General features: G+C 59.1%; 12 protein-coding genes. 9 read left to right on the plus strand and 3 right to left on the minus strand.

Annotation, left to right across the window (positions count from 1 at the left end):
• Positions 1-216: 216 nt before the first annotated feature.
• Positions 217-447 (minus strand): hypothetical protein, encoded by a 231-nt coding sequence (locus tag PACILC2_RS13075; RefSeq protein ID WP_213529095.1) that lies wholly within the window; start codon positions 445-447, stop codon positions 217-219.
• Positions 448-573: 126 nt separating this feature from the next.
• A complete protein-coding gene (locus tag PACILC2_RS13080; protein WP_244863481.1) occupies positions 574-1,521 on the minus strand; it encodes a DUF5808 domain-containing protein in 948 nt (315 codons plus the stop codon).
• A gap of 23 nt (positions 1,522-1,544) precedes the next feature.
• On the opposite strand from PACILC2_RS13080, the gene PACILC2_RS26905 reads away from it, so the two are divergent.
• Positions 1,545-1,928 (plus strand): hypothetical protein, encoded by a 384-nt coding sequence (locus PACILC2_RS26905; RefSeq protein WP_244863482.1) that lies wholly within the window; start codon positions 1,545-1,547, stop codon positions 1,926-1,928.
• 30 nt (positions 1,929-1,958) lie between these two features.
• Here PACILC2_RS26905 and PACILC2_RS13085 read toward each other — a convergent pair whose 3' ends face one another.
• Positions 1,959-2,342, minus strand: a complete 384-nt coding sequence (locus PACILC2_RS13085; protein WP_062495166.1) for a GntR family transcriptional regulator — start codon at positions 2,340-2,342, stop codon at positions 1,959-1,961.
• A gap of 294 nt (positions 2,343-2,636) precedes the next feature.
• On the opposite strand from PACILC2_RS13085, the gene PACILC2_RS13090 reads away from it, so the two are divergent.
• From PACILC2_RS13090 to PACILC2_RS13120, 8 genes are all read left to right on the plus strand, one after another.
• On the plus strand, positions 2,637-3,602 hold the full coding sequence (locus PACILC2_RS13090; RefSeq protein ID WP_062495164.1) for an ABC transporter permease: 966 nt from the start codon (positions 2,637-2,639) through the stop codon (positions 3,600-3,602).
• 16 nt (positions 3,603-3,618) lie between these two features.
• Positions 3,619-4,509, plus strand: a complete 891-nt coding sequence (locus PACILC2_RS13095; protein WP_213529096.1) for a carbohydrate ABC transporter permease — start codon at positions 3,619-3,621, stop codon at positions 4,507-4,509.
• 104 nt (positions 4,510-4,613) lie between these two features.
• The gene (locus PACILC2_RS13100; protein WP_213529097.1) at positions 4,614-6,143 is read left to right on the plus strand and encodes an extracellular solute-binding protein; all 1,530 of its coding nucleotides are present in this window, start codon (positions 4,614-4,616) and stop codon (positions 6,141-6,143) included.
• A gap of 90 nt (positions 6,144-6,233) precedes the next feature.
• On the plus strand, positions 6,234-10,157 hold the full coding sequence (locus PACILC2_RS13105; RefSeq protein ID WP_244863483.1) for a family 10 glycosylhydrolase: 3,924 nt from the start codon (positions 6,234-6,236) through the stop codon (positions 10,155-10,157).
• Complete coding sequence (locus PACILC2_RS26910) at positions 10,145-10,879, plus strand: S-layer homology domain-containing protein (RefSeq protein ID WP_244863484.1); 735 nt, start codon at positions 10,145-10,147, stop codon at positions 10,877-10,879. Before PACILC2_RS13105 ends, PACILC2_RS26910 begins: the two co-directional genes overlap by 13 nt.
• A gap of 143 nt (positions 10,880-11,022) precedes the next feature.
• Positions 11,023-11,253, plus strand: a complete 231-nt coding sequence (locus tag PACILC2_RS13110) for a hypothetical protein (RefSeq protein WP_213529098.1) — start codon at positions 11,023-11,025, stop codon at positions 11,251-11,253.
• Entirely contained in the window at positions 11,157-12,260 is a 1,104-nt protein-coding gene (locus PACILC2_RS13115) for a CpaE/TadZ family protein (protein WP_213529099.1), read from the plus strand. Before PACILC2_RS13110 ends, PACILC2_RS13115 begins: the two co-directional genes overlap by 97 nt.
• Positions 12,181-13,081 (plus strand): TadA family conjugal transfer-associated ATPase (locus PACILC2_RS13120; protein ID WP_213529100.1); only part of this gene is annotated, 901 nt, incomplete at its 3' end. The genes PACILC2_RS13115 and PACILC2_RS13120, both read left to right, overlap by 80 nt.

A 13,081-nucleotide genomic window follows, 5' to 3' on the forward strand; every position in this document is an offset into this window, starting at 1 on the left:
TTTTGGCTCAAAAGAACGCAAAGAACATAAATTCCTGTAAAAGTGCAGTAATTTTTAGAATTTTTCACCTATTTAGCTTTTGGATGTCCAAAATCCTGTATAATTGCAGGAATTTGGACGTTTTAGGTAAAAATAGCATGAAAAAGATGCACTTTTGCAGGAATTCTCAGCTTCGTCGTTCGATCGGCAAGGGGGCTCCGGCAGATCCGGAGCCTGTCAAGGCGGTTTGCAACCCGACTTGCGAAGCTTTCCTTTCCGCTGCAGCGGAAACGCGCCGCGCGTGCCGTCGCCGCAGCAGCGGACGCTCGACGTCGCCGCAGCAGCGGAAACGCGCCGCGCGTGCCGTCGCCGCAGCAGCGGACGCTCGACGCCGCCGCAGCAGCGGACGCTTGACGCCGCCGCAGCAGCGGAAATGCGCCGCGCGTACCGCGCCGCTGTTGCTTTCAATCTGTGCGCCATAGGCGCACCATTACTGTCCGGGTATGTTGACCCGGGCTCCCACATCGCAATTTCTGCCTGCCCGCTAACCCGAACCCGAACACGTTGCGTCCGCCATCCGTTTTTTCTAGTCCGTCAACCTCTCGAGCTGGACGAAAAGCCGCCTCGTCGCCGCGGGATCCTCCTCATTGTAAAAATATAGCCGTCGTCCAGTTTCATCCGGATATAGGGAGGATTGTTTTTGAAAATATACAATCTCGCCTTCCCGAGCTCCCGCAGCCGAAAATGGCCGCGGGCATACCGGTTCGTCGATTCGCCGTTCATTTTGAAACCGGAAGGGACGCTTTCCACAAGCGTTATTTCCCTGATCTCGCCGATATCGAAGCTGTAGGAATACATCGGATAGCGAATTTGGATTTGTCGGCCGGACTCGACGGTCAGTAGAGGCGAAGTCAGTTCGGAGCGGATAAGCATGAACGAGACCCCCGCAATCACGACCGCCAAAAGGGCGACAGAACCCCAAACGATCAGCTTTCCGGTTAGCGTTCCGGTATTCACCGTCTCCCCGATGCCGACTCGCTTCGGTACGAAAACGCTTTTGTCCATAGGGTTATGGTAAGTGAAGCCGTTGGCCCAATATTCGTCGTCGTCGGTGCGGATCGCCTTGCCGTCATTCTCGATAATTTCCCGCTCTTGTATCCGGATTCTCCGGTAAACGTAAATGACCAGCCCGACCGGAATGGCCGGGAACAGCAAAACGACGGCAAGCCATACGCCGTTCATGGCCTCGTTGTCGTTGGCCAGCAGCAGGTAAAGGAACAGGAAATGCGCATTTTCGAGCATGGCAACCGTCAGCAGCAAATAGGACACCGCCCTTCGCCTTGCCTGATTCAGGACGAGATTGGTCTCGGAGTTCGCGCTGAATACGGTCCCCTTCGTCCGTCTCATCAACAAGGCAACCACGAACAGCAGCGCGGTCAGAGCCAGCCCGCCAAATGCGGCCCCGTAAAACGGAAAATCCATGGAACCGGCCCACAGCACCAAAGCCCCGGACATCGCAAACGGAATCGCAAACAGCCACAACGATGCCGCGCGCTTGTTTTCAGGTGCGCTACGCGGAGATCGCCCGCGATTATCCGATTCGAACCGACAAACCATTCGTGCTCGCGCTTCAGGGCCAACGTTTCGCGAAACGCCCGCCGGAACGGAACGACCAGGGCGACCGAAAATACCGGAAGCCAGACCAAAAAATAAATGATCTGATAAACAGGCCAAAAATGAAGAACCGCAAACGGAACGGAAGCGGCGAGCGTTACGAGAATCGTCCGGTTCATTCTCCGGACAAAACCGGCCTGAATGTCGCGGATGCCGGGGTGATCCACGGCATGGGCGGGCAAGGCGACGGCGAACAGCATGCCGTTTCTGTATTTGGCCTGCGGCTTGTAGGTCGCGATGATGGCGGCAAAGTTGATTATTGCCGTAATCGATAAAATGACGGTTAACAAATCATTTCCCCCTCTTTAAGGATGGCGATAGCTCATTTTGGCGAAGATCCGCGCGCACAGCTCTTGAAAACGGGAGGAGTCCATGCCTTGGACGACCGCCTCCGCGATCATCAGCTCGAGCCGATCCTCCAGCCGCTGGATCGAATCCGGCCTCCCGCGCCCCGGCGCGTTCACTTTCGCCCCATGACGCCGGTCGATTGCAATATAGCCTTCCTGCTTTAAGAGCGAATAAGCCTTGTTGACCGTCATCATGTTGATGCCGAGCTCTTCGGCCAACTGGCGGACGGTGGGCAGCTTTTCCTGAGGCGCCAGTTCACCCGTCGCAATTCCGATGACGATCTGATTGCGCAATTGCTCGTAAAGCGGGGTATCGCTATCCGGTTGCAACGTTATCAACATATCGTTCCCTCCCGTTATTTAAGTATTACTTATAGTAATACAAATAATACTTAAATGTCAAATCATACCGCCCGAAATCGACAACAAGAGTCCGCCTAAGGCATACTTCCGGCTCGCGAGAAAACATTTGCTCATCAAATTACCACTTTTCGTCATGATCGTCGTCTACTCCCATCCTCCCCTCCGTCTTACAATTCCTTATATACCGCAACGGCATCGACCGGCGCCCGTTCTCGGCCTGGCGTCACCAGACGCCTTTTCCATCAGAGTAAGTCAACTTGGAAGGGGGATACGATGAAACGATCGACAACGCTCGCCGCGCAAACCGCTCCGCCCCGCCGCCCCGCCGGCTATTTCCGCAAATTGCGGTCCGACGTGTTCAAGGAGTGGGATTTGTACCTGCTGCTCGTTCCCGGCATTCTGTTTATTCTGCTCTTCAAATATACGCCGATGTACGGCATTATCATCGCCTTCAAGGACTTCAACATTTTCGACGGCTACGCCGGAAGCCCCTGGGTCGGGTGGAAGCATTTCGAGAAGCTGTTCCATTCGGCGGATTTTGTCCGGGTTTTCCGCAACACCGTTATAATCAGCCTGCTGAAGCTGGTGTTCTTGTTTCCGTTGCCGATTATCGTGGCGCTTCTGCTCAACGAGCTGAAAAACGTCATCTTCAAACGTTCCGTCCAAACGATCATTTACTTGCCGCATTTTCTGTCCTGGGTCATCGTCAGCGGCCTGTTCATCGACCTGCTGTCCACGAACGGCGGGCTCGTCAATAAAGCGCTGGTCGCCTTCGGCATGGAGCCGGTCGCCTTTTTCCTCGATTCGAGCGTCTTCCGCAGCGTGCTGGTCACTTCGGCCGGATGGAAAGAAACCGGCTGGTCGACAATCGTCTATTTGGCCGCCTTCTCCACCATCGACCCGCAGCTGTACGAAGCGGCGAAGATCGACGGCGCGGGACGGCTCAAGCAGGTATGGCATATTACGCTGCCGGGCATCGCTCCAATCATCGTGCTGATGCTCATCCTCCGGCTCGGCAACCTGCTGGAGGCGGGCACCGAGCAGATTCTGGTCATGTACAACCCGACCGTCTACAACGTGTCCGACGTCATCGGCTCGTACGTGTACCGGATGGGTCTCGGCAATCAGGACTACAGCTTTACGACGGCCGTCGGGCTGTTCGAGGCGGTCATTTCGTTCGCGCTTATTCTTTCGGGCAATGCGCTCAGCCGCAAATATTTGCAGCGCGGCATTTGGTAAGAGGGGGCTTGTACAGATGTCGAAACCGTCCAATGCGATCCGCAGCTCGGTCCCGGAAAAGCTGTTCAACGCGTTCAACCATCTGTTTTTTATCCTGGCGGGCATTACGACGCTGCTTCCGTTCGTCAACCTGCTGGCCAAGTCGCTGAGCAGCGAGTCGGCCGTTATATCCGGCACCGTCGGCTTGTGGCCGGTCGGCTGGCAGACGGGCACTTATCGGTATGTGCTGCAAAACGCGATGTTCCTCAACGCGTTCCAGGTGTCCGTGCTCGTCACCGTCGTCGGCACCGCGCTCAGTCTGGCGATGACGACGATTACCGCCTATCCGCTGTCCAAGCCGAGGCTCAGGGGGCGAAAATGGTTCCTGCTTCTGTTCATTTTCACGATGCTGTTCAGCGGCGGGCTTATCCCGACTTATTTGCTGATGCACAATTTGGGTCTCGTCAACTCGCTGCCTGTCCTGTTTCTGCCGGCGATGGTGAACGTTTTCAACATGCTCATCATCAAAAACTATTTCGAAGGGCTCCCCGACAGTCTGGAGGAGTCGGCCAAGCTCGACGGCGCGGGCAACATCCGCATTTTGCTTTACGTCGTGCTGCCGCTGTCGCTGCCGGTGCTGGCCACGATCGCGCTGTTTTTCGCCGTCGCGTTCTGGAACGATTACTTCGCCCCGATGATTTATATCACCAATCCGTCGCTCAAGCCGCTGCAGCTTTACTTGAAGGAACTGCTCGTCGCATCCGGAGGCGAATTTTTGAAGGATAACGTCGACGCGGCGCTGAACACGACGCCTCAATCGATTCAGGCCGCATCGATTTTGCTGGCGACGGTGCCGATTCTGCTCGTCTATCCGTTTCTGCAAAAATATTTCGTCAAAGGCGTGCTGATCGGCTCGGTGAAAGGGTAAGGCGGCAGCCAAATCCCCTGAAAGGCGGTGATGGATGAACAGAGCGGCACGGGGTGCGAAGGTTTGCGAGTTTCGAGATTCGATGGACAGGAGGTCTTGAGAGCATGAAACGAAAATATTCATGGCTGGCGCTGATGATTGTCTTCGCCCTTGCGCTTTCCGCCTGCGGCGGAGGAGGGGGAGGAGGAAGCGAAGAGCAGCCTCCCGCGACAGGGGGCACGGAAACGCCTTCGAACGAGCAGGGGGGCCAGACGGAAGAGACCGGGGGTGAAAAGCCGGAGCTGCGGATGCTGATGCAGTACGGCATGTTCGATCCCGCCACGGAGTATACGGCCAAATTCATTACCGAAGCGACCGGCTACAAGGTCAACTACGAAATGCTGCCGGCGGAAAACGCCGACGAGAAGCTGAACTTGCTTGTCGCCAACAAGGAAGAGTTCGATATTATGAAGCTGAACGCGGCGCAATTTTACAAGCTGGCGACATCGGGCGCGCTCGAGCCGATCGACGAGCTGCTGGCGGCGCACGGCAATCACATCAACAACGCGATCAAGCCGGAATCGTGGGAAAGCGCGACGATCGACGGCACGCGGTACGCCATTCCCGAAACCGGGTCGGGCATCGCGATCGGCGAGGAGCTGGTCGTCCGGCAGGACTGGATGGATGAGCTCGGCCTCAAGACGCCGACGAATACCGACGAGCTGTACGAGGTGCTGAAGACGTTCAAAGAAAAGAAGAACGTCATTCCGCTCACCGGCAGCAAAGATACGATCATGGGCGACATCGCGGCGGCGTTCGGCGTCGTGAACGAATGGAACGAAGTGGACGGCAAGCTCGTGCATATGGCGGAAATGCCGGAATTGCGAGAATTTCTCGCTTATATGCGCAAACTGTACGAGGAAGGATTGATCGATCCGGAGCTGCCGATCAACACGGCGGCGAAAGCGATCGAAAAGTTTTCCGGCGGCAAGGCGGCGATGTACAAACTGGCGTGGTGGAATGCGGGCAATACGATATCGGCGCTGAACAAAAACTTCCCCGAAGCCAAAGCAGCCGTCATCCCGTTCCTGAAAAACAAGGACGGAGTGGCGCAAATCGGAGCGAATGCCGGCACGACCTGGTTTATCGCCATCCCGAAAGTGTCGAAGCACAAGGAAGACGCCATGAAGCTGCTGAACGCGAAGCTCGAACCGGAGACGTTCAAGGAGATGGCGATCGGCAAGGAAGGGGTTCACCACGAGGTGAAGGACGGCAAGTATTACCCAATATTGCCGAAGTTCAACGACGATCTGAACAACGGCAGCAACTTCTTGACGGGCGTGGACGAAACGAACTACCCGATCTATTGGCAGGCGCGCGTGCGCAAAGATCCGATTTTGCAATCTTACTATGAAGAGTTTCAGAAAAACGCGGAAGGCATCACGGTCGTCAACCCGATGTCGTTCGCGCCGCCGCTGGACGCGATTTCCAAGAACAAGCTGAAGCTCGGCCAAATGCTGAACGACCATATGCTGGCGATCATTTCCGGCGCGGAGTCGCTGGACAATTACGACAAATTTCTCGAAACGTGGAGAGCGGAAGGAGGAGCGGATTCGGTCGCCCAGGCGAACGAATGGTACCAATCGACCAAGTGAGGACCGGGGGGAAAAGCGGCAACTGCAAGCGGCAGCTGCTTTTCCCCTCCATATTCGAAAATGGAGTTTTCGGAAAGGTGGTCTTATATTATGTACGGATGGAACAGAGCGGCGTTGCCGAAATGGTCGTCTTTGCTCGTGTTCGTGCTGGTGCTGTCACTGCTCGCGCCGGCCTGGCCGGCCGCGGCGGCTACGGAGGAAGGCGGGGTCCTGGCGCCGCCGGACGTCACCGACAGCGTCTACGTCGTGTCGCAAGACGAAAGCGTGAAGCTCAGGCTCGACTATATCAACGACAAGCTCGCCGACCCGCCGCCGGACGGGTATATCGCCCTGTTCACGAGCGGGGCGAATGTGACGAATACGCCGGAGCCCGACCGGGTGCTGGTCAAGGAGGGGGATGTGGCGATCCGGGTCGATGCGTCCGGCAAGGTGCTGAAAGTGAACGGACCGGATGCCGATCCGCCGACAGCCTGGGATCCCGATGAGATCGCAGACATTCCCGCCGGCGGTTATGTCGTGCTGGCGCATGATCCGGATTGGACAAGCTCGACCCGCGCCAAACCGTTGTTTCTCGGCTTTCGCGAAGGCGACACGATCACATTGACGAGAGGAGGGGTTCCGGTGACGGCCGGCGACTTTTTGCCGAAAGGTCCGGGCATTACGCTGGAGACCCCCTCGGGGACAACCGTCGTCTCCCCGGTGTTCGACGTGAGGGGGAACGTGGCGAACGCTTCGACCGGCATGCGGCTGACCGTGAACGAGGAAGACGCGGTTATCGCGGCGGACGGCAGCTTCGTCTCCAGCGTCTTTCTGCAGCCCGGAGAAAATACGGTTACGGTCCGTCTATGGGACGGAGAGACCGCGGTCGCCTCGGCGTCGCTGACGGTGACGTACGACAATTCCGCCGTACCGGGCGATTATATCGAAGTCGAGGCGGCTCCGATCGACATTACGATCGGCGTGAACGGTCCGCGCAAGCAAATCAACATCATCGACCAGGACGTCTCCGGCATCGATAATATATTGGCGCTGTTCACGCGGGACTTCGGCGCTTCCATTACGGTTCCGCAGTTTAATGTCGCCGTCCAGGTGGATGCCGATAGCCGGGTGCTGCGCGTCGTCAATCCGTCCGTGAACGGCAATCCGCCGGTATGGACAGGGCCGACGGAGCTGGACATTCCCGAAGGCGGCTACGTGCTGTTCGGCCAGGATAACAGCTACAACAATGTCGGCATTAAAAAATATTTGGCCGTCCATTTCAAGCCCGGCGATATCATCAAGCTGCGCAAAAACGGCGAAGTCGTGTCCGTCCGGGATTTGATGAGCGGCACCGGACCGAAGGCGCGGCTTACGGTCGACAACCGCCCGATGTATACGGTAACCGATAGCGCGACGAACGTTACCGGTTCGGTGACGAATGTTGAAAACATGGCGGAAATCGAGGTGACGGTAAACGGCGCGGCGGCGGCCGTTGCGGCCGACGGCACGTTTTCCCATGTACAGCCGCTCTCTCCGGGCACCAACTATATCGACGTGGTGGTGACCAGAAACGGCGACGAGCAGGACCGGACCTCGCTGGTCGTATTCAGCCGCCCCGATTTTGCGCCGGACAAAGACGTCATCCTGTGGGTCGACCAGGCATCCAACGCGCGCAAATTTCAAACGAGCCAGCAGGTGTACGATTTTCTGGTGCGAGCCAAGGAAACCGGCATCACCGACATCGCCTTTGACGTCAAGGGCGTGGAAGGATTCGCCTCCTACAAGAAGAACGACCTGACCGGGCGTCCGTACGTCAGCGAGATCAAGGCGCCGGAGAAGGCCGGCTCCAATCCGGACCTGGATTTGCTGGAGGAATTCCTTACGCACGGCCATGCGCTCGGCCTGAAGGTGCACGCGGCGATCAACGTCTTCGCCGAAGGATCGATCGCGAGCAACGAATTCGCCGTGCTTGATCAACACCCGGACTGGGAGGAGCGCGTCTATATGCCGGAGAACAACGGCGAGATCAAGCGCCTTCGGGAAAGCGCCAGGATGGGGCTGGTCGCTTTCGTCAATCCGGCGAACGACGAAGTGCGGGATTACGAGCTCAAGACGTTCGAGGAAGTCATTAAAAATTACGACGTGGACGGCGTCATTCACGACCGCGGCCGCTACGACAACGAAACGGCCGATTTCAGCGACGAGACGCGGGCGAAGTTCGAAGCGTTCCTGCAGGCAAGAGGAAAGCAGCTCACGAACTGGCCGACCGACATTTTCAGATACGAGAACGGGACGCGGGTGGATGGGCCGCTCATTCAGGACTGGTGGGAATTTCGTTCCGCCACGATCAAGAGCTTCTTCGGCGAAGTGAAGGCGCTGGTCGACCGGTACGAGCAGCAGAAGGGAAAGACGATTCAGGTGTCGTCCTACGTCGGCTCCTGGTACGAGACGTATTATTTGAACGGCGTCAACTGGGCAAGTCCGAATTTCCGCTACGATCCCCGGCTGGGACTGGGCAGCGAAACGGTTTATACGCCGTCTTATTATGAAACCGGGTATATTGAGCATCTCGATTTTCTGATGATCGGCGCTTATCAGCGGACCGGTCCGGAAGTGGAAAAATATATTACGCTCGGCAATATCGTGACGAACGGGGAAATTCCGCTTTACGCCGGCATTGCGCTGACGAACATTCAGGCGCCGGAGCTGCAGCGGGAAGTGTTCCAGTCGGGCTTGCGCACGACGAACGGCCTGATGCTGTTCGACGCGAGCCAGATCAACTGGGCCGTTGCCGCGGCCGCGCTGCGGGACGAGGAGTATGTGAAGGATTACCAGCTCGGCATGAGCCTGCCGGACAGACCGGACGATTTTCTGGAAGGCAACTACTACAACGTCAACCTGGTGGTCGACAACATCAACGTCATGACCGACGCGTTCGGCCCGACGACGGGAACGAACCGCTTCGGCGTCGAGGTCGTCGTCGACGCGACGGGGGCGGTAACCCGGGTCGCGAACCGCCGGCAGGCGATCGATTGGAGCTGGGGGAATCCGGAAGAGAACAACAGCCCGATACCGCTTGGCGGATTCGTCATTTCGACGCTGGATACTTCGGGTACGCGGACGCTCCGGCAGCTTGTCGCGCAATCGTATGAGATCGGCGATCAGGTGCGGTCCGCGGCGCTGAGAGGCTTCCTCGACTACGACGGCAAGCAGACGGCCGCGAGCGAACTGACGCTGAAAGGCCAGGTTGAGGTGCTCGGACCGGGCGAAGCGGCGGTGACGGTCAACGGCCAGCCGGCCGAAGTGGCGGACAACGGGCAATTTACAGCAGCCGTGCCGCTCGAGCTGGGAAGCAACGCCATCACGATCGAGGTCCGCGTCGACCAGTTCAAGACGAACAGCAAGACGATCACCGTCATCCGCACCGAATCTGGCGGCGGCGATGATGGCGGCGGCGATGATGGCGGCGGCGATGATGGCGGCGGTGATGACGGCGGAGAAGGCGGAGGTGGCGGCTATATCCCGACGATTCCGATTCTGCCGGATGATATGACGATTCGTCACGAAACGGGAGCAGACGGCCGCTATGCGGCGATTGCCGACATCGATGCCGATTATATGATGAAGGAGATCGACCGTCTGGCGCAGCTTGATCCGTCCGAGCAAAAACTGGAATACGAGATTGACAGCGACGCGCTGACGATCAAGGCGAATTTGCCGGCAAGCGGACTCCGGCAGGCGATTGCCGATATTCCGGAAGGCATAATCGTCCTGAAGACGCCGCTCGGCCGCTACGAATTGCCGGTAGCCGCCCTTAAAGATGCGCTGGCGGCAAACGAACAGGCCGATGCGCTGCAATGGTCGATCGCCAGCGTGAAAGGATGGCTGGCCGAAGATATCGCAGAGCGGATCGCTGCAGATGGCGGAACGGCGGCCGGCGCGGCAGTAGACGTCGGGCTCAAGCTTCTGACCGGAAAAAAGAAGAAGCGATTCCGCGCTTCAACGGTCATTACGCGGTATTGGTGCAGCCGCTGACCGAAACGGTCGATCCGGCCGCCGCGACGGCCGTCTCGTACGGTGCGGACGGCGGACTGGCGTTCGTGCCGTCGACCTTCGGGACGGACGGTGACGGAAGCGCGGTGAGGATGCTGCTGTCCGGCGGCGGAATCTATACGGTTGCCGCTTTTAACAAGTCGTTTGCCGATTTGCGTGGCCATTGGGTGGAAGAAGCCGCATCCGCACTCGCTTCGAGACTGATCGTGGAAGGAGTGGGCGAATCCCGGTTCGCCCCGGACGAACCGCTGACGCGCGCGCAATTCGCGGCTTTGCTCGTCCGGGCGCTCGGATTGCCGGGGCAAGCGGCGGACGCGGCCTTCCGCGACGTGCAGCCCGGCGACTGGTACGCCGAAGCTGCGGGCGCCGCCGTGCAAGCGGGGCTGGTCGAAGGCGACGCGAGCGGGAACTTCCGGCCGAACGACAGGCTGACGCGCGAGCAGATGAGCGTCATGCTCGTCCGGGCGCTGGCGTACGCCAACGCTTCGCCGTCCGGCGGCTCAACGGCAGCGGTGCTGCAGCGTTTTGCCGACCGCGATGCGCTTTCGTCCTGGTCGCGCGACGCTGCGGCGGCCGTCGTGGAGGCCGGGCTTATGGAAGGCAAGCCGAACGGCCGCTTCGCGCCGCAAGGAACCGCGACGCGGGCGGAAGGAACGGCTGTGCTGATGCGGTTGCTGCAGCACCTGCATTTTATTGGCGGTTGAAGCAAATATCCCGTTGACTTCCAGCTTCATCCTGTGATACAGTAAGGACAACTTCATAATAAAACGACGGAAGCACCGTGAATGACGCAGCTTGTCTGCGCAGTTCGCGGTGCTTTTTTGTCGTTGGCGGAAGGGGGAACACGATGAAACGTCAACTGATCGTTGCGGTCCGGGAGCCGGAATATATCCGCCGTTTAAGCGATTATTTGCGCGATTCCCCGTTCGGCAGGCAGTGGCAGCTGACGGCGTTTACCGGCGACGATACGCTGCGCACGTTTTGCAGGGAGGCTACCCGATCGATCTGCTTGTCGTGCAGCCGTCCTTTCTGCGGGAGGAGGAGCCGTCTCCGAATCTTCCGGCCGCCGTGCTCGTGAAGCGCAAAGGGGAATGTCCGCGGCTGAGGGAGATCGAGCAGTATCAGCCGCTTCCGCAGCTGATGCAGGCGATTTCGTCGGCGTATGCCGCAATTTGGGGGGCGGACTTGCCTGCCGGAACGGCGGGCGGAGCGGCCGTCATCGGGATTTGTTCCGCTTCGGGAGGCGCCGGCAAGACGGTTTTGGCGCTTCATGCCGCGAGACAAGCGGCCGCAACGGGCAAGCGGGTGTTCTATCTGAATCTGGAATTGTGGAACGCTTCCGGCGAGTGGATCGGCAGGCGGCGTTCGTCTGCTGCGCCGAGACCGGAGGACGGGGAAGACGCCTTCTCCCGTCTGCTGTATACGATCAAGAGCAGCCCCGCTTCCGCGGCAGCCAGGCTGGCCGAAGCGCGGGAGCGGGACACCCGGCTGCTGATCGACTATTTGCCGCCGTGTCCGTATCCGGAGGAGCGGCTCTCGATGACGGCCGACGATGCCGTGAAGCTGATCGATTGCGTCTCCGCATCGAAAGAGTACGATCTCGTCGTCGCCGATCTCGACAGCGGTCTGGACGAGCTGAACCGCGCCGTGCTGGAACGGTGCGACCGCATCTGGTGGCTCGTTCCCGACCAGGCCGCCGCGCGCCGCAAGTTTGCGCTTGCGTCGCAGTATTGGAAGCGCAGATGGCCGGATTCGTTCGGCCGGTCGGAGCGGAAGATCGTATGCGTCGGAATCGGGACATCGGATAGTCCGGACAAGCGGCCCGGGATCGACGGATGGCGGGCCGGAAGCTGCGGCTGGCTCCCGGAGATCCCGCTCTGGCGCGCGGGCAGCGGGCCGGACGGATTCGGCGGCATCGGCTCGCTGCCGCCCGCCCCCGCTTACCAGGCGGCTGTCGTCCGGCTGCTGGAGATGAGCGGACTGCGCGGGGAAGGGGGGAGCGGCTATGCCGCAGAAGCCGATCGTGGCGGAACTGCGCGAGACGGTCAGATCGCGGATCGACCTGAACGGTACGGTATCGGATGAGCTTCTGCTCGAGACGGTCGAACGGGCGGTATTCGAATGGTCCGGCCGCCACCCGCTGACCGCGCCCGAGAAGGTTGCGCTTGTAAAGCGGCTTTATCATTCGTTCCGGGGGCTCGACATCTTGCAGCCGCTGATGGAGGACCCGGCGGTGACGGAAATTATGATCAATCACCACGGCGAAATTTTTATCGAAAAGGCGGGCCGGATGAGCTTGCTGCCGTTCGGCTTCGAAAGCGCGGAACGGCTGGAGGATCTGATACAGGCGATCGTGTCCGGTGTCAATCGCGTCGTCAACGAATCGTCGCCGATCGTCGACGCAAGGTTGAAGGACGGGTCGCGCGTCCATGTCGTCCTGCCGCCCGTCGCGCTTCGCGGTCCGGCCGTCACAATCCGCAAGTTTCCCGGCAAGCCGCTTACGATGGACGATTTGGTCCGGTTCGGTTCGCTGACCGGGGAAGCGGCCGCGCTGCTCCGGCAGCTGATTGCCGCCAAATACAATATTTTCGTCAGCGGAGGCACGGGGACGGGCAAGACGACGTTCCTGAACGCGTTGTCGGCGTACATTCCTTCGGACGAACGGATCGTGACGATCGAGGATTCCGCCGAGCTGCGGATTTCCACCGTGCCCAATCTCGTGTCGCTGGAGACGCGGAATGCCAATACGGAAGGCAAAGGCGAAATTTCGATTCGCGATCTGATCCGGGCCTCGCTGCGGATGCGGCCAAACCGCATCATTGTGGGAGAGGTGCGGGGAGCCGAAGCGCTCGACATGCTGCAGGCGATGAATACGGGCCATGACGGAAGGCTGTATAGTATAAAGT

Source organism: Paenibacillus cisolokensis (assembly GCF_018403665.1).
GTDB classification, from domain to species: Bacteria; Bacillota; Bacilli; order Paenibacillales; family Paenibacillaceae; genus Paenibacillus_AH; species Paenibacillus_AH cisolokensis.

What these genes read in the sequence shown, in the direction of transcription:
- PACILC2_RS13085 (WP_062495166.1), bottom strand. Translation starts at nt 2,342, where the DNA reads ATGTTGATAACGTTGCAACCGGATAGCGATACCCCGCTTTACGAGCAA.
- PACILC2_RS13090 (WP_062495164.1), top strand. Translation starts at nt 2,637, where the DNA reads ATGAAACGATCGACAACGCTCGCCGCGCAAACCGCTCCGCCCCGCCGC.
- PACILC2_RS13095 (WP_213529096.1), top strand. Translation starts at nt 3,619, where the DNA reads ATGTCGAAACCGTCCAATGCGATCCGCAGCTCGGTCCCGGAAAAGCTG.
- PACILC2_RS13100 (WP_213529097.1), top strand. Translation starts at nt 4,614, where the DNA reads ATGAAACGAAAATATTCATGGCTGGCGCTGATGATTGTCTTCGCCCTT.
- PACILC2_RS13105 (WP_244863483.1), top strand. Translation starts at nt 6,234, where the DNA reads ATGTACGGATGGAACAGAGCGGCGTTGCCGAAATGGTCGTCTTTGCTC.
- PACILC2_RS13110 (WP_213529098.1), top strand. Translation starts at nt 11,023, where the DNA reads ATGAAACGTCAACTGATCGTTGCGGTCCGGGAGCCGGAATATATCCGC.